The following is a 24,170-nucleotide window of genomic DNA, read 5'->3' as shown; positions in this document are numbered from 1 at the left end:
TTCATGGGCGTACTCATCGCGTACTCATCGAGTGCTCATCGCAATCTCGACCTACTTCCAACTCGCGAGGTACCTGACCGCACGGTGTTCCGTGCCGTACTTCTTCTTACGGTGCTGCCTGCTCGACGTGCTGACGCACGGCCTCGCTGTCCAGCGGCTCCTTGACCTTGAAGGCCCGGGAGAGCGCCCGGCGGCGGACCGCCAGGTCGAGACAGACCGAGGCGGGGTGAACGTACGCACCCCGGCCGGGCAGCGTACCGCGAGGATCGGGGACGCAAGCGCCCTCGACCTCCACGATGCGCAGCAAATCGGTCTTGGCCGCTCGCTCCCGGCACCCCACACAGGTGCGCTCAGGGCATGCGCGGGCATGCGTCCGGCCAGACACGTTTAAGTCTACCTCCCCGTACCGACCTCACCCCTTTGGGGCAAAAATCGAACGGCCGTTGTCCTAAAAGATCGCCATGACGGCAACAGCCACGGGGCCCGGTGCTATTCCCGGACCCCGTGGCCGTCTGCTCAGTCCTGCTCGGAGGGCTGCTCCGTGTCCGGCCGGATGTCGATGCGCCAGCCGGTGAGCCGCGCGGCGAGCCGGGCGTTCTGACCCTCCTTGCCGATGGCCAGCGAGAGCTGGTAGTCGGGCACGGTGACCCGCGCGGAGCGGGCCGCGAGGTCCACCACCTCGACCCGGGAGACCCGGGCCGGGGAGAGCGCGTTCGCCACCATCTCGGCCGGGTCGTCCGACCAGTCGACGATGTCGATCTTCTCGCCGTGCAGCTCGGCCATGACGTTGCGCACCCGGCCGCCCATCGGGCCGATGCAGGCGCCCTTGGCGTTCAGACCGCTGCGGGTCGAGCGGACCGCGATCTTCGTACGGTGACCGGCCTCACGGGCGATGGCGGAGATCTCCACCGAGCCGTCCGCGATCTCCGGCACCTCCAGGGCGAAGAGCTTCTTCACCAGATTGGGGTGGGTGCGCGAGAGCGTCACCGAGGGACCGCGCACGCCCTTCGCCACCCGTACGACGTACGTACGAAGGCGCAGTCCGTGGGTGTACTCCTCGCCCGGGACCTGCTCCTGCACCGGGAGCATGGCCTCCATCTTGCCGATGTCGACCAGGACGTTCTTCGGGTCCTTGCCCTGCTGCACGACACCGGTGATCACGTCGCCCTCGCGCCCGGCGAACTCACCGAAGGTGATGTCGTCCTCGGCGTCGCGCAGCCGCTGCAGGATGACCTGCTTGGCGGTGGTGGCGGCGATGCGGCCGAAGCCGGTCGGGGTGTCGTCGAACTCCTTGGCCTCCTGGCCCTCTTCCAGGTCGGCCGGGTCTTCCTTCGCCCACACGGTCACATGACCGTTCTCGCGGTCGAGCTTGACGCGCGCGCGGCGGAAGCTTCCCTCGGTGCGGTGGTAGGCGATGAGGAGGGCCGACTCGATGGCCTCGACCAGCAGGTCGAAGGAGATCTCCTTCTCCCGTACCAAACCCCGCAGGGCACTCATGTCGATGTCCATGGCTACGCCTCCTCTTCCTTCTTGTCCTTGCGGTTGAACTCGATCTCGACACGCGCCTTGGCGATGTCGGCGAACGCGATCCGGCGGGCGGTGGCCTTGCGGCCCTTCACGCCCGGCACTTCCAGGTCCACCCCGTCCTCGTCGGCGCTCAGGATGCGCGCGACCAGCTCGCCGCCCTCGGCGAGGGTGAACCGGGCGAGCCGTCCGGTGGCGCGCACGTAGTGGCGCAGCTCGGAGAGCGGGCGCTCGGCACCGGGGGAGGTGACTTCGAGGACGTACTCCTCGTCACCCATGACATCGCTCTCGTCGAGCGCGTCGGAGACGGCCCGGCTCAGCTCGGCACAGGTGTCCAGCTCCACGCCCTCGTCGGAGTCGACGACGATACGCAGCATGCGGCGGCGGCCGGCCCGGGACACCTCGATCTCCTCGAGATCGAGATCCTTCGCGCTGACGAGCGGTTCCAGCAGTCCGCGCAGCCTCTCGCTCTGGGTCGTGCTCATCCGGGTGACTCCTCGGCCGCGTGTGCTGTTGTGGGATCGTCGCGTACGGCATACGTCTGCGCCGTCAGGTCAAAGGGTATCCGGTCCCGGGGGGTGTTGCCGTCCACCCGGAGCGGGGCGCGGGTACGCTCGCCTGCGGTGATCACTTGGCGGCCCCCGGGGCCGGAGCCCACAGGGGAGACAGACGTGCCCGCTACCAGGACGCCGACCTCTCGCAGAGCCGCCCTCGCGGTGACCGGCGCGGCCGCCGCCGCACTGCTCGCCGCCTGCTCGGACAGCATGTCGCCGCAGACCGACCGCGACGCGGCGGAGCGGGCCCGCGCGGCCGAGGCCGCCCTGCGGCTGCGCACCGCGGCGGCGAGCGCCGCGCTGCGCGACCGGTACGAGGCGGTCGCACTGCGCCATCCGGCGGTACGGGAGCGGCTCGCGCCCCTGCGCGAGGAGGCCGCGCAGCACGCGACGGCGCTGGCGGCGGCCCCCGCGCGCCTCGCCTCCCCGCCTCCGTCGCCCGTCCCCGACGATCCCGCCGAGGCGCTGCGCGACCTGGCCGCGACGGCCCGCCAGGTCGCGGACGCCCACACGGCGGCACTGGCCGAGGCGCCCCCCGAGCTCGCCCGGCTGCTGGCCTCGGTCGCGGCGGCGGGCGCGGTCCACGCGTATCTGCTCACCCGGCGGGAGGGCAGCTGATGTCGGCCCTGGAAGCGGCGCAGGCCGCGCTCGCGGCGGAGCACGCGGCGGTGTACGGGTACGGGGTCCTCGGCGGCCGGGTCGCCGAGCCGCGCGGGGCGGAGGCCCGGGAGGCGTACGCGGCCCACCGCGCGCGCCGGGACGCGCTCACCCGGACCGTGCGCGACCTGGGCGCCGCTCCGGTCGCCTCCGCGCCCGCGTACGCGCTGCCGTTCCCGGTGCCGGACGCGGCGGCCGCGGTGCGGCTCGCGGCCGAGCTGGAGGACCGGGTGGCGGGGGTCTACTCCGATCTGGTCCGGGCGGCCGAGGGCCCGCTGCGCCGGGAGGCGGCGGCCGCGCTGCGGGAGGCGGCGGTGCGGGCGGGGAGGTGGCGGGGCGGCAGCGTAGCCTTTCCGGGGCTCGCCGAACGTCCGGGCCCGACCGGTTAGCCGACCAAGGGACAACGCACGCATGGCTTTCGAACCGCCTGAGCGGCTGGTACGCGCGCTCGGCGAGACGTACGGGGACGACGTCGCGGCAGCTTGGCTGGGGCAGCTGCCCGCCCTGGCCGAGGCGGCGGTCGCGGAGCGCGGCCTGACGGTGGACCGGGTGCAGGCGCCCGGCGGCCGCAGCAGTCTGGTCCTCCTCGTCCGCTGCCCGGACGGCACCCCGGCGGCCCTGAAGCTGGCCCCCGCTCAGGCACGGCCGGAGCTGGAGAGTGCGGCGCTGACCCACTGGAAGGGGTGGGGCGCGGCACAGCTCCTGGACGCCGCCTCTTCCCACTCCCTCCTGCTGGAACGCCTGCACCCCGAGGTGTCGTTGCGCTCGCTCCCGGAGGCGAAGGCGCTCCTGGAGGCGGCGGGGACGCTGCGCCGCCTGTGGGTGGAGCCGCCGACGGCCCACGGCTTCGAGTCCGTGGCGGAGCGGACGGAGCGTCAGGCGGCCCCGATGCGGGGCGGGTTGCCGGACGAGCTGGCACCGCTGGCGGAGGCGGCGCTCGGGGCCCGGGACGAGTTGACGGCGGCGCCGCCGGAGGAGTTCCTCCTGCACGGCAACTTCCGCCAGAGCAAGGTGCTTTCGAGCGAGCGCTCGCCGTGGCTCACGGTCGGCCCCGAGCCGCTGGTGGGCGAACGGGCCTACGATCTGGCCCGTCTGGTCCGCGACCGCGTCGAGGACCTGATCGCGGCGCCGAGCGGCGCGGCGGTCGCGCGGCGCCGGGTGAACAAGCTGGCGGACGCGCTGGATGTGGACCCGGCGCGGCTGCACGGCTGGACCCTGTTCCGGGCGGTGGAGTCCGGCCTGCGCGCCCGGGCGGCGGGCCGCACCCAGGAGTCGGAACTGCTGCTGGAGTTCGCGGGCTGGCTGTAGGAAACCGCTTCGTCGGCGGGCCGTGCCGGGTTGCTCACCGGCACGGCCCGCCCACGAACCCGGGCTACTCGCTCAGGCGGGCGATCGCCTCCGCCACGGAGAGCTCCTCCCGCTCCCCCGTCCGCCGGTCCTTGAGCTCCAGCACGCCTTCCGCGGCCCGCCGCCCCGCGACCAGGATCTTCGGCACGCCCAGCAGCTCCGCGTCCGTGAACTTGACCCCCGGCGACACCCCCGCCCGGTCGTCCACAAGGACCCGCAGCCCCGCCTCGGCCAGCCGCGCCGCCGCGTCCAGGGCCACCTCGGTCTGGAGCGCCTTGCCCGCCGCGACGACGTGGACATCCGCCGGGGCGACCTCGGCGGGCCAGCACAGCCCGGCCGCGTCGGCGGTCTGCTCGGCCAGCGCGGCCACGGCCCGCGAGATGCCGATCCCGTACGAGCCCATCGTCACCCGCACCGGCTTGCCCTGCTGCCCCAGGACGTCGAGCTGGAACGTGTCGGCGTACTTGCGGCCCAGCTGGAAGATGTGCCCGATCTCGATCGCCCGATCGAGCCGCAGGCCCGCGCCGCACGCGGGGCACGGGTCGCCCTCCTCGACGACGACAACGTCGAGGTAGTCGTCGACCGAGAAGTCCCGCCCGCAGACCACGTTGCGCGCGTGCGTGTCAGGACGGTTCGCGCCCGTCACCCACGCCGTCCCCGGGGCCACCCGGGGGTCGGCGATGTAGCGGACCTTCTCCAGGCCCTGCGGGCCGACGTATCCGCGGACGAGATCGGGCCGGTCCACGAAGTCCTCGGCGGTGACCAGCTCGACGACCGCGGGCGCCAGGTGCTCGCCCAGCTTGCCCAGGTCCACCTCACGGTCCCCGGGCACCCCGACCGCCACGATCTCGCCGTCCACCTTGACCAGCAGGTTCTTCAGGGTGGCGGAGGCGGGCACGCCCAGGTGGGCCGCCAGGGACTCGATCGTCGGGGTGTCCGGCGTGTCCAGCTCCTCCACGGGGCCGACCCCGGACGCGTCCACGGGCTCGGCCACGAAGGTCACCGCCTCCGTGTTCGCCGCGTACTCGCACGCCGGGCAGTCCACGAACGTGTCCTCACCGGCGGCGGCCGGGGCGAGGAACTCCTCCGACGCCGAGCCGCCCATCGCGCCCGACACCGCCGAAACGATCCGGTAGTCGAGCCCGAGGCGGGCGAAGATCTTCCGGTACGCCTCGCGGTGCAGCGCGTACGACTCGGCCAGGCCCTCGTCCGTGGTGTCGAACGAGTACGAGTCCTTCATCTGGAACTCGCGCCCGCGCAGCACGCCCGACCGGGGCCGCGCCTCGTCGCGGTACTTGGTCTGGATCTGGTAGAGCATCACCGGCAGGTCCTTGTAGGACGTGCACTGGTCCTTGACGGTCTGGGTGAAGATCTCCTCGTGGGTGGGCCCGAGCAGATAGTCCGCGCCCTTGCGGTCCTTGAGCCGGAACAGCAGGTCGCCGTACTCCTCCCAGCGCCCGCTCGCCTCGTACGCCTCCTTGGGCAGCAGGGCCGGGAGCAGCACCTCCTGGGCGCCGATGGCGTCCATCTCCTCGCGCACGATGTTCGAGATGTTGTCGAGGACCTTCTTGCCGAGCGGCAGCCAGGTCCAGATACCGGCCGCGTTGCGCCGTACGTATCCGGCCCGGACCAGCAGCTTGTGGCTGAGCGTCTCCGCGTCCGCCGGGTCGTCGCGCAGTGTCTTGACCATCAGACGGGACATGCGCTGGACCTGGGCGGCTGCCATGGGGATCTCTCCTGTACGTACACGGGTGGTGTCAGGAGGTTATCCGCGCGCCCCGCGCGCGTGGAAATCGGTTTACGGGGGCTCTCACGGCCGCCGCAGCGGCAGGTGCGCGCCCATCACCGCGTACGGCCGTGGCGCACTCGGGAAGTGGACCTGGCCCGCGAGGTCCAGATACCCCAGCGCGCGGTACAGCGCCCGCGCCGGGCTCTCCGTGTCGATCGCGGAGAGGATCGACCTCGGCTCGGCCGCGCTGTCGGTGATCCGGGTGATGAGCTCGCGGCCGATGCCCCGGCCCTGGTGGGAGGGGTGGACGTGGAGCTCGGTGATCACGAAGGAGTCGTCCAGCCAGGCGTCGGTGCCGTTGTGGCGCAGATACGGTTCGACGACCGTGGACCACCAGTGCGCGCGGTCGTTGGGCATCCCGTACACGAAGCCGACGAGCCGTCCGTCGGGGGTGGTGGCGCCCAGGGCGCGCGCGCCGGGGCACGCGAGGTGGCGCAGCACGATGTGGCGGCGCACGCCGACCTCCTCCGCGCTGAGCCCGAAGGCGACCGCCTGCACGGCGAGGGCCTCGTCCACGCGGGCGGCGAGGTCGAGCGGTCCGACCGTCACCTCGGGGGTCCCGGGACCGGCTCCAAAGGAAGGTGCCATGGCCGCACCCTACTGTCAGAAGAGCACGCTCATGAAAGCCCCCGTCTCACGGAAGCCGACCCGGCGGTAGCAGGCGCGTGCCGCCGTGTTGAAGTCGTTCACGTAGAGGCTGACGACGGGGGCCACGTCGGCGAGGGCGTAGCGCAGCACGGCGGCCATGCCGGTGACGGACAGGCCCCGGCCCCGGTGCTCGGGGGCGACCCAGACGCCCTGGATCTGGCACGCGCGCGAGGTGGCCGCGCCGATCTCGGCCTTGAAGAGGACCTTGCCGTCCTCGACGCGGGCGAACGAGCGCCCGGCGCCGACGAGTTCGGCGACGCGTGCCTGGTAGAGCAGCCCGCCGTCGCCCGCCATCGGGGAGACGCCGACCTCCTCGGTGAACATGGCCACGCACGCGGGCATGATCACGTCCATCTCGTCCTTGCGGATCCGGCGTACGTACGGGTCGGGGGCCAGGTCGTCGGGCATCCGCTCGGCGACCATCAGCGGCTGGTGCGGGCGGACGTCGCGGGCCGGGCCCCAGTGCGGCTCCAGGAGCTTCCAGAGCAGGGCGGTCGGCTCGGCCGGGCCGACGATGGAGGAGCAGCGGCGGCCGGTGCGGCGGGCGCGGTCCGCGAAGGCGCGGACGGCTTCGGGGGTGGCGCAGATGGGGACGAGGTTGGCGCCGGAGTAGCAGAGCGAGCGCAGTTTGCCGTCGGCGTACCAGCCCCACATCTCGCCGCCGAGCCGCCAGGGGTCGAGGCCGGCGACCTGCACACGCGAGGCCACGAAGGCGTTGGCGACCGGATCGCTCTCCAGGACGGCGAGCGCCGCGCCGAGGTCACCGGGTTCGAGGACCCGGGTGGTGGTCTGCGTCAACACGTGGGGCCTCACCATACGGTCTGCTGATCTCCGCACTGTACCCGCCTACGGCGCGGCAGCGCCCCCGGCCCGGCATTCGTCTGCGGGCCGTCCCCAACTGGTCGCGCAGTTCCCCGCGCCCCTGAACCCTCTTTCGACTGCGGACCGTGGCCGGTTGCTCGCGCAGTTCCCCGCGCCCCTATAGGTGCCGCTGCGCGGCAATCCCCTGGGCGGCCCGGAGGGGCGCATTTAGGGGCGCGGGGAACTGCGCGACCAGCCCCCCACGGTCCGCAGACGAACGAAGCCGGGGGGTCCGGGGGCGCAGCCCCGGGAAACGGGCCTCAACCACCCACCCACCCCCGGAGGGTTAAGGGAACGGGCGGGGTGGGGGGATCAACCCGCCACAGACACCTGCGGCTCGCCCGACACCACGCCGTCCTTCTCCATCTGCTCGGCGATCTTCATCGCCTCCTCGATCAACGTCTCGACGATCTTCGACTCGGGCACGGTCTTGATGACCTCACCCTTCACGAAGATCTGCCCCTTGCCGTTGCCCGAAGCCACACCCAGGTCCGCCTCACGGGCCTCGCCGGGCCCGTTCACGACACACCCCATCACGGCGACCCGAAGCGGCACCTCCATGCCCTCCAGCCCCGCCGTGACCTCCTCAGCCAGCTTGTACACATCCACCTGGGCACGCCCACAGGACGGACAGGACACGATCTCCAGCCGCCGCTGACGCAGATTCAACGACTCCAGAATCTGCATCCCCACCTTGATCTCCTCCGCCGGCGGCGCCGACAGGGAAACCCGGATCGTGTCCCCGATCCCCTGACTCAACAGCGCACCGAACGCCACCGCCGACTTGATCGTCCCCTGGAACGCCGGCCCCGCCTCCGTCACCCCCAGATGCAACGGGTACTCGCACTGCGCAGCCAGCTGACGGTACGCCTCGACCATCACCACCGGATCGTTGTGCTTCACCGAGATCTTGATATCCCGGAAATCATGCTCCTCGAAGAGCGACGCCTCCCACAGCGCCGACTCCACCAACGCCTCCGGCGTCGCCTTCCCGTACTTCTTCAGCAACCGCGCATCCAGCGACCCCGCGTTCACACCGATACGAATCGGCGTCCCCGCGTCCTTCGCCGCCCGCGCGATCTCCTTCACCTTGTCATCGAACTGCTTGATGTTCCCCGGATTCACCCGCACCGCCGCACACCCGGCATCAATCGCCGCGAACACATACTTCGGCTGGAAATGAATATCCGCGATCACCGGAATCTGCGACTTCTTCGCAATCGTCGCCAGCGCGTCCGCATCATCCTGCGTCGGACACGCCACCCGCACGATCTGACAGCCCGAAGCCGTCAGCTCCGCGATCTGCTGAAGGGTCGCGCCGATGTCCGACGTACGCGTCGTCGTCATCGACTGCACCGAGACAGGAGCGTCCCCGCCGACCGCCACGGACCCGACCTGGATCTGACGGCTCTTGCGACGCTCGGCCAGCCTGGTCGGTACGGACGGCATTCCCAGTGAAATCGCAGTCATCTGCTGTGCAACCCCAAGGTGTGGATCAAGGTCCCGAGATCGGCGGGCTCCAGCATCCGAGGTTACGGCACCCCAGGGGACACAAGCACACCGTGCCCCGAGGGTTCACGCAAAGGGACGGACCGGGCACTCCATGCACCCGGCCCGCCCCCTACATGCGTACGACACGTACCCGTCGGCTAAGAGATCTTCACCGGGTTCACCACATCCGCCACCAGCACGAGCAGCGTGAAGCAGATGAAGATCCCGGCCACCACGTACGCCACCGGCATCAGCTTCGCCACGTCGAACGGGCCCGGGTCGGGGCGCTTGAAGACGCGGGCGACCGTGCGGCGCAGCGACTCCCACAGGGCTCCCGCGATGTGCCCGCCGTCCAGCGGCAGCAGCGGCAGCATGTTGAAGAGGAAGAGGGAGAGGTTGAACCCCGCGACCAGGAACAGCATCATCGCGATCTGGTTCTCCGGCGGGATGTCCAGGGTGAACACCTCGCCGCCGACCCGGGCCGCGCCGACGACGCCCATCGGGGAGTCGGCCTTGCGGTCCTCGCCGTTGAAGGCCGCGTTCCACAGGTCGGGGACCTTGGAGGGGATCGCGACCAGCGACTTCACTCCGGAGCGCATCATGTCGCCCATGCGGTCCACGGACTCGCCGAAGGACTGCTGGACGATGCCGGTGGCGGGGCTGAAGCCGAGGAAGCCCGCCGAGGTGGTGCCGGAGGTGTAGTTGCCGGAGCCGTCGATCCTGGCGACGTCGTTCTTGATCAGGCTGGCGTGCAGGTCGACGGGCTTGCCGTCGCGCTGGACCGTGATGGTGGCCGGGCCGATGGTGTCGCGGATGTGCTTCTGCAGCGCCGACCAGTCGCCGACCTTCTCGCCGTTGAACGCGACGATCTTGTCACCGGCCTTCAGACCGGCCTGCTTGGCCGGGGCGACCGGGTCGGAGGCCTTGCAGGTGTCGCGCTGCTCCTTCTGCGAGATCACACAGTCGGAGACCTTGCCCACCTGGGTGGTCTGGGTGTTGACGCCGAACGTCATCATCACGCCGAAGAAGATCGCCACGGCGAGGATCAGGTTCATGAACGGCCCGGCGAACATCACGATCACGCGCTTCCACGGCTTGCGCGTGTAGAAGAGGCGCGTCTCGTCGCCGGGCTGGAGCTCCTCGAAGGCCGCCGAGCGGGCGTCCTCGATCATGCCGCGCCAGGGCGAGGTGGAGCGCGCGGTGATCCGCCCGTCCTCGCCGGGCGGGAACATGCCGATCATGCGGATGTAGCCGCCGAGGGGGACCGCCTTGATGCCGTACTCGGTGTCGCCCTTCTTCCGCGACCAGATGGTCGGTCCGAAGCCGACCATGTACTGCGGCACCCGGATGCCGAACATCTTGGCCGTGGAGAGGTGGCCCAGCTCGTGCCACGCGATCGAGACGAGCAGGCCGACCACGAAGACGACTATGCCGAGGACCGTCATCAAAATCGTCATGCGCGCGCCTCCGCTGTCGCCTTCACCGCGAGTTCACGGGCCCGGGCCCGTGCCCAGGTCTCCGCTTCCAGGACGTCCGAGACCGTGAGGGAAGTTCCCTCGGCGGGGGTGCCGTGCTCGGCGACGACCTCTGTGACCGTATCCATGATTCCGTTGAATGGCAGCCGTCCCGCGAGGAAAGCGTCCACGCACTCCTCGTTCGCGGCATTGAACACCGCCGGAGCCGTTCCGCCCAGCTCCCCGACGTGCCGGGCGAGTCCGACCGAGGGGAAGGCCTCGGTGTCGAGCGGGAAGAACTCCCAGCTCGACGCCTTGGTCCAGTCGAAGGCCGGGGCCGCGTCGGGCACCCGCTCGGGCCAGCCGATGCCGAGGGCGATCGGGCCGCGCATATCGGGCGGGGTGGCCTGGCAGAGCGTGGAGCCGTCGGTGAACTCGACCATGGAGTGGACGTACGACTGCGGGTGCACGACGACCTCGATCCGGTCGAAGGGGATGTCGTACAGCAGGTGCGCCTCGATGACTTCGAGGCCCTTGTTGACCAGGGTGGCCGAGTTGACGGTGATCACCGGGCCCATGGCCCAGGTGGGGTGCGCGAGGGCGTCCTCGGGCCGCACGTCGGCGAGCTCCGCGCGGGTACGGCCGCGGAACGGGCCGCCGGAGGCGGTGACCACCAGCTTGCGCACATCGGCGCGGGTGCCCGCGGCGAGGCACTGGAAGAGGGCGGCGTGCTCGGAGTCGACCGGGATGATCTGGCCGGGCTCGGCGAGCGCCTTCACCAGGGGGCCGCCGACGATCAGCGACTCCTTGTTGGCCAGCGCCAGCGTGCGGCCCGCCTCCAGGGCGGCCAGGGTCGGCGCCAGGCCGATGGAGCCGGTGATGCCGTTGAGGACGGTGTGGCAGTCGGAGGCGGCGAGCTCGGTGGCCGCGTCGGGTCCGGCGAGGATCTCGGGGAGCGGCTCGGCGCCGTACTGCTCCTTCAGCGCCTCGCGCAGCGCGGGCACCGCGTCCGGCCTGGCGACCGCGACCGTGCGGACCCGCAGCCGGCGCGCCTGCTCGGCCAGGAGCGCGACCCGTCCGCCCGACGCGGCGAGCGCGGTGACGCGGAACCGGTCGGGGTTGCGCAGCACCAGGTCGATGGCCTGGGTGCCGATGGACCCGGTGGAGCCGAGGACGACGATGTCCCGGCGGCCTTCGGCGGGGTCGAAGGCGATGTGCGGGTCGGCGAGGGGGGCTGGGCTGTCGCTCATGCCCCCATTCTTGCCGCATCGGCTGTGCGCGGGGAAAGCACTCCCCCGTGCGGGGGCCGCGCGGCGCGGTCCGGGGGCCGCCGGGACACCGGGGAGCGGGGCTCCTCGGTGTCCCAACTGCCCTGCGGATTCAGCGGATCGGGCGGTGGACGTTGTCCCGCTTCGCCGGTCCCGGTGTCGCGTCAGCGATCCACGGGCCGTCGCCCGACGGGTCGACGACGCCCTCCTCCAGCCAGGTGTACGTCCCGGCCAGGACGCCGGTGACGACCCTGCGGTCCACTTCGTCGGTGTTGGCCCACAGCCGCTCGAAGAGCTCGTCCACCCGGATCCGGGCCTGGCGGCAGAAGACGTCGGCCAGCTGGTGTGCCTCGCGGCCGTGGTCGCCGGTGGTGCGCAGCAGCTCCGCCCGTACGCAGGCGGCGCTCATCGCGAACAGTTCGGCGCCGATGTCGACGATCCGGCCGAGGAAGCCCTGCTTGGTCTCCATCCGGCCCTGCCAGCGCGACATCGCGTAGAACGTGGAGCGGGCCAGCTTGCGGGCGGCCCGCTCGACGTACCGGATGTGCTGCGCGAGGTCCCCGAACTCGCTGTAGGAGTTGGGCAGTTGGCCCGGCCCGGAGAGCAGTTTGGGCAGCCAGCGGGCGTAGAAGGCGGCGGCGTTGGCGCCCGCCTTGGCCTTGTCGGGCAGCTTCTTGTCGGGGTCGATCAGGTCGCCCGCGACGGACAGATGGGCGTCGACGGCCTCCCGGGCGATCAGCAGGTGCATGATCTCGGTGGAGCCCTCGAAGATCCGGTTGATGCGCAGATCGCGCAGGATCTGCTCGGCCGGTACGGCCCGCTCGCCCCGGGCGGCCAGCGAGTCGGCGGTCTCGAAGCCGCGCCCGCCGCGGATCTGGACCAGCTCGTCGGCCATCAGCCAGGCCATCTCGGAGCCGTACAGCTTGGCGAGGGCGGCCTCGATGCGGATGTCGTTGCGGTCCTCGTCGGCCATCTGCGAGGACAGGTCGAGCACCGCCTCCAGGGCGAAGGTGGTGGCCGCGATGAACGAGATCTTGCTGCCCACGGCCTCGTGCTGGGCGATCGGCTTGCCCCACTGCTCACGCGCCGCCGACCACTCGCGGGCGATCTTCAGACACCACTTGCCCGCGCCCACGCACATCGCGGGCAGCGAGAGACGCCCGGTGTTGAGCGTGGTCAGGGCGATCTTCAGACCGGCGCCCTCGGGGCCGATCCGGTGCGAGGCGGGGACGCGGACCTGGTGGAAGCGGGTGACGCCGTTCTCGATGCCGCGCAGGCCCATGAAGGCGTTGCGGTTCTCCACGGTGACGCCGGGCGAGTCGGCCTCGACGACGAACGCGGTGATGCCGCCCTTGTGCCCCTCGGACTTCGGCACCCGCGCCATGACGACCAGCAGGTCGGCGACGACGCCGTTGGTGGTCCAGAGCTTCACACCGTCCAGGACGTACGCGTCGTCGCCGTCCGGGACCGCCGAGGTGGCGAGCCGGGCCGGGTCGGAGCCGACGTCGGGCTCGGTGAGCAGGAAGGCGGAGATGTCGGTACGGGCGCAGCGCGGCAGGAAGGTGTCGCGCTGCTCCTGGGTGCCGAAGAGCTTCAGCGGCTGCGGTACACCGATCGACTGATGCGCCGAGAGCAGCGCGCCGATCGCGGGGCTGGCGGAACCGGCCAGCGCGAGCGCCTTGTTGTAGTACACCTGGGTGAGGCCGAGGCCGCCGTACTTGGTGTCGATCTTCATCCCGAGGGCGCCGAGCTCCTTGAGCCCGTTGATCACCTCGTCGGGGATCTGCGACTCGCGCTCGATGAGGGCGCCGTCGATCTTCGTCTCGCAGAAGTCCCGCAGTTTGGCGAGGAACGCCTCGCCGCGCTCCACGTCCTCCGTGGCGGGCAGCGGATGCGGATGGATGAGGTCGAGCCGGAAGCGACCGAGGAAGAGTTCCTTCGCGAAGCTCGGTTTGCGCCAGTCCTGCTCGCGCGCGGCTTCCGCGACCCGGCGCGCTTCGCGCTCGGAGACCTTCGGTGTGCCGTGTGGTGCGGTCATTGAGGGGTACTCCTCGCCGCGAGGTTGTCGGGGCGCGCGCACGCACCCGTTACCGGACAGTGCTACTCGTCCGTATGTACCCGATTCCGGGCGGCCCGACCACCCCTGGGACGCGAAACGGCCGGAGCCCGCTGGTGGGCTCCGGCCGTGTCCGTACGTACGTCCGTATGCCCTAGAGGGCGAGGCCCGTCAGGACGAGCACGCGCTCGTACGTGTAGTCGTCCATCGCGTAGCGGACGCCCTCGCGGCCGACGCCGGAGGCCTTGGCGCCGCCGTACGGCATCTGGTCCGCGCGGTACGAGGGGACGTCGCCGACGATCACGCCGCCGACCTCCAGGGCGCGGTGGGCGCGGAAGGCGGTCTGCACGTTGTGCGTGAAGACGCCCGCCTGGAGGCCGTACTTGGAGGAGTTGACGGCCGCGAAGGCCTCGTCCTCGCCGTCCACCTTCTGCACGGTGAGGACCGGTCCGAAGACCTCCTCGCAGGCGAGGGTGGTGTCGGCCGGGACCTCGGTGAGGACGGTCGGGGCGTAGGCGGCGCCGTCGCGCTTGCCGCCCGCGAGCAGCTTGGCGCCGGCCTGCACGGCCTCGTCGACCCAGGACTCGACGCGCTTGGCGGCGTCCTCGCTGACCAGCGGGCCGACGTCGGTGGAGGCGTCGGACGGGTCACCGGTGACCTGCGCCTCGACGGCCGCGACGATCTTCGGCAGCAGCCGGTCGTAGACGGCGGCGTCGGCGATCACGCGCTGCACGGAGATGCAGGACTGGCCGCCCTGGTAGTTGGAGAAGGTGGCGATACGGGTCGCCGCCCAGTCCAGGTCCTCCTCGGAGGCGAAGTCGGCGAGGACCACGGCCGCGCCGTTGCCGCCGAGCTCCAGGGTGCAGTGCTTGCGCGGCACCGAGTCCATGATCGCGTAGCCGACCTTGTCGGAGCCGGTGAAGGAGATGACCGGGAGGCGGTCGTCCTGCACCAGGGCCGGCATCTTGTCGTTGGCGACCGGCAGGACGCTCCACGAGCCGGCCGGGAGCTCGGTCTCGGCGAGCAGCTCGCCGAGGATGAGGCCGGAGAGCGGGGTGGCCGGGGCGGGCTTGAGGATGATCGGCGCGCCGACCGCGATGGCCGGGGCGACCTTGTGGGCGCACAGGTTCAGCGGGAAGTTGAACGGCGCGATGCCGAGGACGACGCCCTTGGGGAAGCGGCGGGTCAGGGCGAGACGGCCCTTGCCGCCCGCGTCGGTGTCCAGCCGCTGGGCCTCGCCACCGTTGAAGCGGCGGGCCTCCTCGGCCGCGAACCGGAACACGGACACGGCGCGGCCGACCTCGCCGCGGGCCCACTTGATGGGCTTGCCGTTCTCGGCGGAGATGAGCTGGGCGATCTCCTCGGTGCGCTCGGTGAGGCGCTTGGAGACGTGGTCGAGGGCGGCGGCGCGTACGTGCGCGGGGGTCGCGGCGAACTCGTCGACCACGGCGTGCGCGGCGGCGACGGCCTCCTCGACCTGGGCCTCGGTCGGAACGCTCACCTTGCCGACCAGCCGGCCGTCCCAGGGGGAGGTGACGTCGAAGCTGTCCTCACCGGTGGCCTGGCGGCCGGCGAGCCAGAAGGCGTGGGTGGAAGTCATGATCGAATCCCGGCCCTTCCGAGGTAGTGGGTCTGCTTGTCCCTCCCACCGTAGGCCGGTCCGGGCGGGTCGGCGTTTGTCCGGGGTGGAGTGGTGGGGGGTGGGGGTACGCCGGTTTGGCGCCCGGATTCCGTCTGCGGGCCGTCCCCAACTGGTCGCGCAGTTCCCCGCGCCCCTAAGAATGCCGCTGCGCGGCAATCCCCTGGGCGCCCCGCAGGGGCGCATCTCAGGGGCGCGGGGAACTGCGCGACCAGCCACAGACAACCCGCAGACAAACGCCCTAGCCCTCGCCCTGCGAACCCGCCTTGAGGGCCAGCCAGAGTTCCATCCGGACGTCCGGGTCGTCCAGGGAGCGGCCCAGGATCTCCTCCACCCGCCGCATCCGGTACCGCAGCGTGTGCCGGTGGACGCCCAGGTCCGCCGCCGCCGCGTCCCACTGGCCGTGCCGTGACAGCCACGCCCGCAGCGAGGCCACCAGATCGCCCCGCCCGGTCGCGTCGTGCTCGTACAGCGCCCGCAGCATCCCGTCCGCGAACGCCCGTACCGCGTCGTCCGCCAGCAGCGGCACCAGCGAGCCCGCCACCAGCTCCTCGTGCTCGACCAGCGGCTTGCCCCGGCGCCGGGCCACCGACAGGGCCTGCTCGGCCTGCTTGTACGCGGACGCCGCCGCGATCGGCCCGGCCGGGGCGGACAGGCCGATCACCAGCTCGGCGCCCTCCTCCGGGGCGAAGGAGACGCACGCGGCCACCGCGTCGCCGCCGTCGGCCGCCAGCACCACGAGCCGGTCGCCCTCGGGTACCACCAGGACCGCCTCGCCGGAGCGCGCCGCCGCCGACTCCATCGCCTCGGCGAGCGCCCCGAGGTCGGCCGACTCCCCCTCGGCCTCCGCGATGGCGAGCCGGAACGGGGCATCGAGCAGCCCGCCGTACAGATCGCCCGCCACCGCGCGGGCATGGTCCTGCTGCCCGGACAGCAGCATGCCCAGCACCGCCGCGCCGAGGCGCTGCTCGGCCAGTTGCAGGGCCCGCGAACGCTCGGTGGTCAAGGTCAGCAGCGCGACCGCGGAGTGCACCGCGTACCGCTCGGCCGTGCCCAGCGGCGCCCCCGTACCGACCGCGAGCGCCCCGCGCACCCGTCGCCCGGTGCCGAGCGACTGGAGCTCGACGCGGTCGTCCGAGCGGTCGTCGGAGCCGCCGACCACGGCGCTGGCCGGGGCGGCCCGGTCGCGCAGCCGGGCCACGTCGGCGGTGAGCCGGGCCGCCCGGCGCCCCGCCCACTCCGGCTGCACCGCGACCACCGCGCCCGACGTGTCGTACAGCGCCGCCCAGCCGTCGACGTGCGCCGCGAGCCGGGCGAGCAGCTCGCCGGGGCCCGCGAGCGCGGCCCGGGTCAGCTCGCGCTGGGCCTCGAAGCCCGCGGTGACCGCCCGGTACTGGTCGGCCGCGATGGCCGCCGAGACGGCCTTGGAGATCGCCAGGAACGGGGTGCGGCGCGGCACCTCCAAAAGGGGGAAGTCCTCCTCGCGGGCCGCGTCGAGCAGCGCGTCCGGCACCGTGTCGTAGGTGACGCCGACCGCGAAGCCCAGCCCGACGACCCCGGCGCCGGAGAGCCTGCGCACATAGCGCCGCATCGTCTGCGGGTCCTCGGCGTCCAGCTTCATCGCGGTGATGAGCAGGAGCTCGCCGCCCTCCATGTAGGGGACGGGGTCGGCGAGCTCGCTGACGTGCGCCCAGCGCACCGGCGTGTCCAGCCGGTCCTCGCCCGCGCGCACGGTGAGCTTCAGCGCCGAGTGCTGGACGAGGGAGGCGAGGGTGGGCGGCATGGGGGGCTTCGACGACCTTCGAGGGGTACGAGGGGGAATGCGCCGTCCCGTATGAAGGGCGCACCTCGATTCTGCCAGGACGGCGGGGTCGCGGCGCCCGCCGCGACCCCCTCGTCTCAGAGCCTGTTTTCGGACTCCCGCAGGTCCACCAGGAGCGGCGGCGCGTGCTCGCCCGCGACGTCGGTGAGCGAGAGCACCGCGTGCCCGGCGGGCACCTGGTGGGCGAGCTGGGAGGCGGACCAGCGCTCCCGCTCGACCTTGCGCACGGTGACCGCGTCCCGGGTCACCGGCTTGCCCGTGGCGAGCTTGCGCAGCGCGTGCAGCGCCCGGGTCACCGGCTGGTCGGCGAAGACCGCGTGCTTGGCGACCTCGGTCGTCTCGATCCACTCGGTGCCCCACAGCTGCGCCAGGAGCTGCCCGTCCCAGGTGGTGACCCCGCAGAACGCCATATGGCAGCCGACCGCCGCGAGCAGCGAGGTGTGCAGCCGTTCGGGTACGTCGCCCAGCGCCCGCAGGGTGAGCACCACACCGGCGTTGGCCTGCCGCAGCCGCTGCAGGGCCCGTACGGAGCCCGCGGTCACCGCGTGCGTGGCGTCGTCCAGGACCAGGCAGGCGAACAGCGAGCGGTCGTGGCGGGCCACCGCGCTCGTCGTGAACTGGGCGAGCAGCAGACGGTTCAGCAGCCGCGCCGCCTCCGGGTGCGCCCGCTCGGGCAGGTCGACCCGCACCCGTACGGGGTGCTCCAGGGCGCGCAGCGAGAACGGGCGGCTCTGGCCGGTGGTGTCGAAGAAGGCGGCGAAGGCGGGCCGGTCCAGACAGGCGAGACGGTCCGCGAGGACCAGGCCCGGGTCGCCGGGGATGCCGACCTGGCGCACGCGCGCGTCCAGTTCGCGGTGGAGCGCGGGGTGCGCCGCGCGGTCGAGGCCGGCGCGGAGCTCCTCCAGCGCGTCGCCCGATCCGTCGAGCAGCTCGCGCAGCCGGGGCACCGAGGGGAAGCGCCCGTACGCCGCCCGGTAGGGCCCGAGGAGCTGGGCGAGCGCGGTGGCGGCCCGGCGGACGTCGGCGTCGGGCAGGTCCCCGGCGCAGGCCTCCGCGAGCAGGGCGGCGGCCTCGTCGGGGTCGACGGTGCCGCCGTAGAGGTCCAGGTCGTACTCGGACGCCGGGTCGCCGGGCCGCACGATCACGTCGTACGCCTCGTCCGCGCCCAGGGGCGTGCCCGCGGCGCCGACGGCGACCACGGCGGCCTGTCCGGCCAGCGCCTGGAGCGCCAGCGACTCCACCACGGGCCGCACCAGGCGGCGGGTCTTTCCCGCGCCGGAGGGGCCGAGGGCGAGCAGCGAGGTGCCGAGCGCCGCCGGGTCGACGGCGGCGCCCGCGCCCCGGCGGGCGGGCGGGTTGTTGTCCAGGTCCGCGAACGTGCCGAGCCGCACCTGCGAGGTGAGCAGGTCGTGGGTGGCGGCGCGGGCGGGCAGGTCGCGGTCGCCGGAGGGGTGCAGACAGGCGCGCGCGCCGTCGCGCAGCACCGCGTCCGTGAACGCGGGGAGCCGGGCCGGGTCGGCGACCACCGACGTCCAGGCGCGCCGGATGCGGGCGCAGTCCACGTCGTTCATCCTGCCGCTCTCCGCGTCGGCGGCCAGCCGGTCGGCGGCGGCGTGCTGCCCGGCCTCGCGCAGCTGGGGCCAGTCGGCGGGGGCACCGGCGGGGGCGGGCGTCCGGGTGCCCGGACGCCCGGTGCGCTCGCGGAAGAGTCCGAGCCAGTCGCCCGCCCGGCCGCAGACCCACAGCGCGGCCACCACTACCACTACGTGGTAGACGGTGGTCACCGTGTCGGTGGCGTCCTTGGTGGCCACCGGGTCGTCGCTGAAGATCCACGAGTGCGGCACCACGCCGAAGGCCAGCGAGTAGAACGGCAGCCAGTCGTCGGCCCAGATCACGAACCAGGCCAGGGCGATCGCCACCAGCGCGGTGCGCACCGCGCGCGCGGGCTGCGGGTGGTCCACCGCGTACCGCCGGAAGACCTCGCGCCAGTTGCCGAAGTGGCCGAAGACATAGATGACGGCGACCGCGACCAGGCTGTTGTAGGCGGCGAGCGCGGTCAGCGCGGCCGGGGGCCTGCGGTGCCACCCCCACCAGTCGGACGGCGTGAACAGTTCGAGCGGCACCATCCGGTGCGGCACGTACCCGTTGCGCCACAGCGACCACACCAGGACGGCCGCGAGCAGCGCGATCACCGCACCGCTGAGCAGCGCCCGGTCGGGCACCCGGTGGACGGCGTCGGTGGGGCGCGGCCGGTGCCCGTACCGCCAGAGCCCGGGCTCTGCGGCCGCGCGCGGGGTCCGCAGCCACTCGCCCAGCGGCGGGCGCCCCGGAGGCCGGGCGGGCTGCGGCGGGAAGGCGGGCGGCGGCGCCGGGACGGGCGGCGGCCCGGCAGGGCGCGGCACCGGCCGCGCCTCGGTACCCCGTGCGTCGTGCGTGCCTTCGGTGTCCATCGACCCTTTGCCCCCTGACCAGCCAGGTCCGTAACCGAGTCCAGCGGCCAATCTAAACGGAACCGGGGGGCTACGGGGCGTAGCACGCCCCCTGTTTGGGCCCGGTCTTTGTCCGCGGACCGTGCTGGGCTGGTCGCGCAGTTCCCCGCGCCCCTTGATGGGCCCTGCGGGCCCTCCTCAGGGGCGCGGGGAACTGCGCGAGAAGAGGCCACCGGCCCGCAGACGGAGACCGGGCCCAACAGGGGCGCGGGGAACTGCGCGACCAGCCCGCCACTCAGCCGCAGACCAAGGCCGGGCCGCTATGTCCGCGGCGGACAACGACACGCCCCCACCACTCCCTAACGGCGCATGCCCGCACCACCCCTCGCCCCCTAGCCTGCGAAGAAAGCCAAGGAAGCGTCCAAAACCCCCGCGTCCGAAGACGCAGATCATCCAGGAGCCCTCATGACCGCGATCCCGCAGGAGCGCCGCATCGTCACCGCGATCCCCGGCCCCAAGTCGCAGGAGCTGCAGGCCCGCCGCGTGGCCGCGGTCGCCGCCGGCGTGGGCTCCACCCTGCCCGTCTTCACCGCCCGCGCGGGCGGCGGCATCATCGAGGACGTCGACGGCAACCGTCTGATCGACTTCGGCTCCGGCATCGCCGTGACCTCGGTCGGCGCCTCCGCCGAGGCCGTCGTGCGCCGCGCCTCCGCGCAGCTCGCGGACTTCACCCACACCTGCTTCATGGTCACGCCGTACGAGGGTTACGTCGAGGTCGCCGAGGCCCTCGCCGAGCTCACCCCGGGCGACCACGCCAAGAAGTCCGCGCTGTTCAACAGCGGCGCCGAGGCCGTCGAGAACGCCGTCAAGATCGCCCGTGCGTACACCAAGCGCCAGGCCGTCGTCGTCTTCGACCACGGCTACCACGGCCGTACCAACCTGACGATGGCGCTGACCGCCAAGAACATGCCGTACAAGAACGGCTTCGGCCCGTTCGCGCCCGAGGTCTACCGCGTCCCGGTCGCCTACGGCTACCGCTGGCCGACCGGCGCCGAGAACTGCGGCCCCGAGGCCGCCGCCCAGGCGATCGACAACATCACCAAGCAGATCGGCGCCGACAACGTCGCCGCGATCATCATCGAGCCGGTCCTCGGCGAGGGCGGCTTCATCGAGCCCGCCAAGGGCTTCCTGCCCGCGATCGCGCAGTTCGCCAAGGACAACGGGATCGTCTTCGTCGCCGACGAGATCCAGTCCGGCTTCTGCCGCACCGGCCAGTGGTTCGCCTGTGAGGACGAGGGCATCGTCCCGGACCTGATCACCACCGCCAAGGGCATCGCGGGCGGTCTGCCGCTCTCCGCCGTGACCGGCCGCGCCGAGATCATGGACGCCGCGCACGCGGGCGGCCTCGGCGGCACCTACGGCGGCAACCCGGTGGCCTGCGCCGGCGCGCTCGGTGCGATCGAGACCATGAAGGAGCTCGACCTCAACGGCAAGGCCAAGCGCATCGAGGAGGTCATGAAGGGCCGCCTCGCCGCCATGGCCGAGAAGTTCGACATCATCGGCGACATCCGCGGCCGCGGCGCCATGATCGCCATCGAGCTGGTCCAGGACCGCGCCACCAAGGAGCCGCACGCGGCCGCCGCCGGTGCGCTCGCCAAGGCCTGCCACGCGGAGGGCCTGCTGGTCCTGACCTGTGGCACCTACGGCAACGTGCTGCGCTTCCTTCCGCCGCTGGTCATCGGCGAGGACCTGCTCAACGAGGGCCTCGACATCATCGAGCAGGCCTTCGCCGCGCTCTGATCATCGGGCCGGGGGTCCGGCCTGTGAAGAACGTGTGGGGGGCCGATGGCGGGATGGGGATCCGGCTGTCGGTCCCCCTCCCACTGCCGTACGGTTTCTGCAGATGAGAGAAACACCTCGCCCGCAGGAGACTGCGGGCGGCTCCAGGGCGGCGCATCCCCAGCCTCGTTCTGGTCGTGCCCTGGCGCACACCGCCGGCGCTTCTGGCTCCGGAACTCCTCACCGATCGGATGGCCGTCCGCCCCACACCCCCCGGGGCGCACGGCACACCGGTCAAGGCGACCGCCCCGGAACCTCCCCCCCTGTTCCGGGGCGGTCGGCTTTCCTCTTCACCGCCTTCGCCGCCCTCGCGGTCCTCTTCGCGCTCGTCACCTGGCAGGTCGTGGCCGACGGCCCGCTGCGACGGCTCGACGAGCGCGTCGGCGGCCATCTGGCGGGCCGTGGCCCGCAGGGCGTGGCCCAGGTCCTCGCCGACCTCGGTTCGATGCCCGTCGCCCTGCCGCTGCTCGCGCTCGCCCTCGGGTACGCGGTGCGGCGCGGCGCCCGGCTGGACGCGCTGATCGCGGCCGCCACGATGGTCCTGGTCCCGGCGCTGGTCGTACCGCTGAAGATCTGGACCGACCGCGCGGGCCCGCTCACCACCGACACCGGCTACTACCCGTCCGGCCACACGGCCACCGCGATGGTGGCGTACGGCGGCGCCGCCCTGCTGCTCGCCCGGTACACCGCCCCGCGCCGCGCATGGATGATGCCCGCCGCCGCGGGCGTGCTCACCGCGGCGACGGGCACCGGTCTGGTGCTGCACGGCTACCACTGGCCCCTGGACGTGCTGGCGAGCGGCAGCCTGTGCGGGATGCTCCTGCTGCTCAGCTCCACGGGTATGCGTCGAAGTTCTTGGAGAACTCGCCGCCGTTGAACCGGTCCCAGTTGACGGACCAGGTCATCAGACCGCGCAGCCCCGGCCAGCTCCCATGGGTCTGGTACGAGCCGCAGTTCGCCTTCCTGGTGAGGCAGTCCAGCGCCTTGGTGACCTCGGCGGGGGCCGTGTGCCCGTTGCCCGCGTTGGTGGACGCCGGGAGACCGATGGCGAGCTGGTCGGGACGGAGCGCCGGGAACATCCGGCCGGTGTCGCCCGCCACCGGGAAGCCGGTGAGCAGCATGTCGGTCATGGCGATGTGGAAGTCGGCGCCGCCCATCGAGTGGTACTGGTTGTCCAGGCCCATGATCGGGCCCGAGTTGTAGTCCTGGACGTGCAGCAGGGTCAGGTCGTCGCGCAGGGCGTGGATGACGGGCAGATAGACGCCGCAGCGCGGGTCCTGGCCGCCCCAGGGGCCGGACCCGTAGTACTGGTATCCGAGCTGCACGAAGAACGTCTCCGGGGCCATCGACAGCACGAACTTCGCGCCGTACTTGGCCTTCAGCGTCTTCAGCGCCGATATGAGGTTCACGACGACCGGTGTGGTCGGGTTGCGGAAGTCCGTGTCGCCGGTGTTCAGCGAGAGCGAGTGGCCCTCGAAGTCGACGTCCAGGCCGTCGAGTCCGTACTCGTCGATGATTTTCGAGACGGACTGGACGAAGGTGTCGCGGGCGGCCGTGGTGCTCAGCTGGACCTGGCCGTTCTGGCCGCCGATGGAGATCAGGACCTTCTTGCCCGCGGCCTGCTTGGCCTTGATGGCGGCCTTGAAGTCGGCGGCGGACTCCACCCCGGGGCACTCGCTCACCGGGCACAGATTGAATCTGATGTCGCCGGAGGTGACCGAGGTCGGCTCGCCGAAGGCGAGGTCGATGACGTCCCAGGAGTCGGGGACGTCGGCCATCCTCATATAGCCGGAGCCGTTGGCGAAGCTGGCGTGCAGATAGCCGACGAGCGCGTGCGCCGGCAGCCCGCCGCCCGGGTTGCCTCCCCCGCCGCTGGTGGTGGAGGCGGTGACGGCGGCGGACTTCGCGGACTCACCGGCCGTGTTGGTGGCCGTGACCTGGAAGGTGTACGGGGTGGAGGCGGCCAGGCCCGTCACGGTGGCCGAAGTCCCGCTCGACGAGAGGACCTTGGAGCCGCCCTGGTAGATGTTGTAGCCGGTGGCGCCGGGGACCGCGGCCCAGCTCAGGGCGATGCTGGAGGCGGTCGCGGAGCCCGCGGTCAGGCCGGTGGGGGCGGCCGGGAGCTGGACGGGCCCGCCGCCGGGGCCCAGCAGGCTCACGTCGTCGGCGTAGTAGGCGCCGGTGCCGTACCAGCCGTGCGTGGAGATCGTGACCGAGGTGGTGTTCACGCCGGTCTTGAAGGTGGTGCTCAACCGCTGCCAGGACGGGGCGGATTGGGTCCAGGTACTGACGTCGGTGGTACCGGTGCCGGAGGCGCCCAGATAGACGTAGCTGCCCTGTACCCATGAGCTCAGGGTGTACGTGGAGTCGGGTGCGACCGCGACGGTCTGGGAGCACTGGGCGTTGTCGCTCCCGGCCGGGGTGGCCTTGAGGGCCTTGGCGCCGCCGTGCACGGGCGAGGCGACCACCGTGCCACTGCCCGCCGTACAGCTCCATCCGTCGAGACCGGCCTCGAAGCCGCCGTTGAGGGCGAGTTCGGTGTCGGCGGCGCGGGCGGTCTGCGCGGAGGCGACCAGGGCGCCCGCGGCCAGGACGGCCGCCGTGACGGCGGCGAGGAGCCTGGGGGGTCTCGTAGATTTGGTGAGACCGGTGGGTCTGACGAGGCTGGCGAGGCGGCCGGTGCGGTCCACAACGTCCTCCGGGCATGGGGGGATCGGATCCGGGATGGCGGGGATGAGGCCGAGCCCGCCACAATGTGGTCCAGACCAATCGGGTTGTCAAGACCTCTGGCA

Annotated in this window: 19 protein-coding genes; 5 read left to right on the top strand and 14 right to left on the bottom strand. The window is 72.2% G+C overall.

From position 1 onward, the window contains the following. Positions 1-106 precede the first annotated feature (106 nt). From BX283_RS29150 to rimP, 3 genes are all read right to left on the bottom strand, one after another. Positions 107-385: a YlxR family protein gene (locus BX283_RS29150; RefSeq protein WP_101390451.1), complete on the bottom strand. Its 279-nt coding sequence runs from the start codon at positions 383-385 to the stop codon at positions 107-109. A 131-nt stretch (positions 386-516) separates the two neighbouring features. Then, a complete protein-coding gene (gene nusA, locus BX283_RS29145; RefSeq protein ID WP_101390450.1) occupies positions 517-1,509 on the bottom strand; it encodes a transcription termination factor NusA in 993 nt (330 codons plus the stop codon). A 2-nt stretch (positions 1,510-1,511) separates the two neighbouring features. Next, positions 1,512-2,009 carry a ribosome maturation factor RimP gene (gene rimP, locus BX283_RS29140; protein WP_101390449.1) on the bottom strand — a complete coding sequence of 166 codons (498 nt, stop codon included), beginning with the start codon at positions 2,007-2,009 and terminating at the stop codon, positions 1,512-1,514. A gap of 186 nt (positions 2,010-2,195) precedes the next feature. Here rimP and BX283_RS29135 point away from each other — a divergent pair, with 186 nt between their 5' ends. From BX283_RS29135 to BX283_RS29125, 3 genes are read left to right on the top strand one after another with little or no spacing between them, the layout of a single operon-like run. Then, positions 2,196-2,696, top strand: a complete 501-nt coding sequence (locus tag BX283_RS29135) for a hypothetical protein (RefSeq protein ID WP_101390448.1) — start codon at positions 2,196-2,198, stop codon at positions 2,694-2,696. Next, complete coding sequence (locus BX283_RS29130; protein WP_101390447.1) at positions 2,696-3,124, top strand: ferritin-like domain-containing protein; 429 nt, start codon at positions 2,696-2,698, stop codon at positions 3,122-3,124. The genes BX283_RS29135 and BX283_RS29130 overlap by 1 nt, the downstream gene beginning before the upstream one ends. Positions 3,125-3,146: 22 nt before the next feature. Further along, entirely contained in the window at positions 3,147-4,043 is an 897-nt protein-coding gene (locus tag BX283_RS29125; protein WP_101390446.1) for an aminoglycoside phosphotransferase family protein, read from the top strand. 64 nt (positions 4,044-4,107) lie between these two features. Here BX283_RS29125 and BX283_RS29120 read toward each other — a convergent pair whose 3' ends face one another. From BX283_RS29120 to BX283_RS29075, 10 genes are all read right to left on the bottom strand, one after another. Further along, positions 4,108-5,808 carry a proline--tRNA ligase gene (locus BX283_RS29120; RefSeq protein WP_101390445.1) on the bottom strand — a complete coding sequence of 567 codons (1,701 nt, stop codon included), beginning with the start codon at positions 5,806-5,808 and terminating at the stop codon, positions 4,108-4,110. An 84-nt stretch (positions 5,809-5,892) separates the two neighbouring features. Next, complete coding sequence (locus BX283_RS29115) at positions 5,893-6,459, bottom strand: GNAT family N-acetyltransferase (RefSeq protein WP_101390444.1); 567 nt, start codon at positions 6,457-6,459, stop codon at positions 5,893-5,895. A gap of 15 nt (positions 6,460-6,474) precedes the next feature. Then, positions 6,475-7,335 (bottom strand): GNAT family N-acetyltransferase, encoded by an 861-nt coding sequence (locus tag BX283_RS29110; RefSeq protein ID WP_101390443.1) that lies wholly within the window; start codon positions 7,333-7,335, stop codon positions 6,475-6,477. Positions 7,336-7,692: 357 nt separating this feature from the next. Beyond that, on the bottom strand, positions 7,693-8,850 hold the full coding sequence (gene ispG / locus BX283_RS29105) for a flavodoxin-dependent (E)-4-hydroxy-3-methylbut-2-enyl-diphosphate synthase (RefSeq protein WP_101390442.1): 1,158 nt from the start codon (positions 8,848-8,850) through the stop codon (positions 7,693-7,695). 179 nt (positions 8,851-9,029) lie between these two features. After that, a complete protein-coding gene (locus BX283_RS29100) occupies positions 9,030-10,328 on the bottom strand; it encodes an RIP metalloprotease (protein ID WP_101390441.1) in 1,299 nt (432 codons plus the stop codon). Then, on the bottom strand, positions 10,325-11,575 hold the full coding sequence (gene dxr / locus BX283_RS29095; protein ID WP_101390440.1) for a 1-deoxy-D-xylulose-5-phosphate reductoisomerase: 1,251 nt from the start codon (positions 11,573-11,575) through the stop codon (positions 10,325-10,327). The genes BX283_RS29100 and dxr overlap by 4 nt, the downstream gene beginning before the upstream one ends. A 130-nt stretch (positions 11,576-11,705) precedes the next feature. Beyond that, entirely contained in the window at positions 11,706-13,631 is a 1,926-nt protein-coding gene (locus BX283_RS29090) for an acyl-CoA dehydrogenase family protein (protein WP_101390439.1), read from the bottom strand. A 172-nt stretch (positions 13,632-13,803) separates the two neighbouring features. Further along, the gene (locus BX283_RS29085; protein WP_101390438.1) at positions 13,804-15,249 is read right to left on the bottom strand and encodes an aldehyde dehydrogenase family protein; all 1,446 of its coding nucleotides are present in this window, start codon (positions 15,247-15,249) and stop codon (positions 13,804-13,806) included. A 280-nt stretch (positions 15,250-15,529) separates the two neighbouring features. After that, positions 15,530-17,071 carry a PucR family transcriptional regulator gene (locus BX283_RS29080; RefSeq protein WP_101390437.1) on the bottom strand — a complete coding sequence of 514 codons (1,542 nt, stop codon included), beginning with the start codon at positions 17,069-17,071 and terminating at the stop codon, positions 15,530-15,532. Positions 17,072-17,187: 116 nt separating this feature from the next. After that, on the bottom strand, positions 17,188-19,560 hold the full coding sequence (locus tag BX283_RS29075) for an ATP/GTP-binding protein (RefSeq protein WP_101390436.1): 2,373 nt from the start codon (positions 19,558-19,560) through the stop codon (positions 17,188-17,190). A gap of 444 nt (positions 19,561-20,004) precedes the next feature. Here BX283_RS29075 and gabT point away from each other — a divergent pair, with 444 nt between their 5' ends. Together gabT and BX283_RS29065 are read left to right on the top strand one after the other, a co-directional pair. Then, on the top strand, positions 20,005-21,339 hold the full coding sequence (gene gabT, locus BX283_RS29070) for a 4-aminobutyrate--2-oxoglutarate transaminase (RefSeq protein ID WP_101390435.1): 1,335 nt from the start codon (positions 20,005-20,007) through the stop codon (positions 21,337-21,339). 382 nt (positions 21,340-21,721) lie between these two features. Then, positions 21,722-22,255: a phosphatase PAP2 family protein gene (locus tag BX283_RS29065; RefSeq protein ID WP_306822828.1), complete on the top strand. Its 534-nt coding sequence runs from the start codon at positions 21,722-21,724 to the stop codon at positions 22,253-22,255. On the opposite strand, the gene BX283_RS29060 is transcribed toward BX283_RS29065, so the two are convergent. Then, positions 22,206-24,068, bottom strand: a complete 1,863-nt coding sequence (locus tag BX283_RS29060) for a chitinase (protein ID WP_101390433.1) — start codon at positions 24,066-24,068, stop codon at positions 22,206-22,208. The two genes, BX283_RS29065 and BX283_RS29060, sit on opposite strands and share 50 nt — an antisense overlap. Between the last annotated feature and the right edge of the window lie 102 nt (positions 24,069-24,170).

The organism is Streptomyces sp. TLI_146, assembly GCF_002846415.1.
Lineage (GTDB): Bacteria > Actinomycetota > Actinomycetes > Streptomycetales > Streptomycetaceae > Streptomyces.
This window is presented reverse-complemented; position numbering and strand designations above follow the sequence as displayed.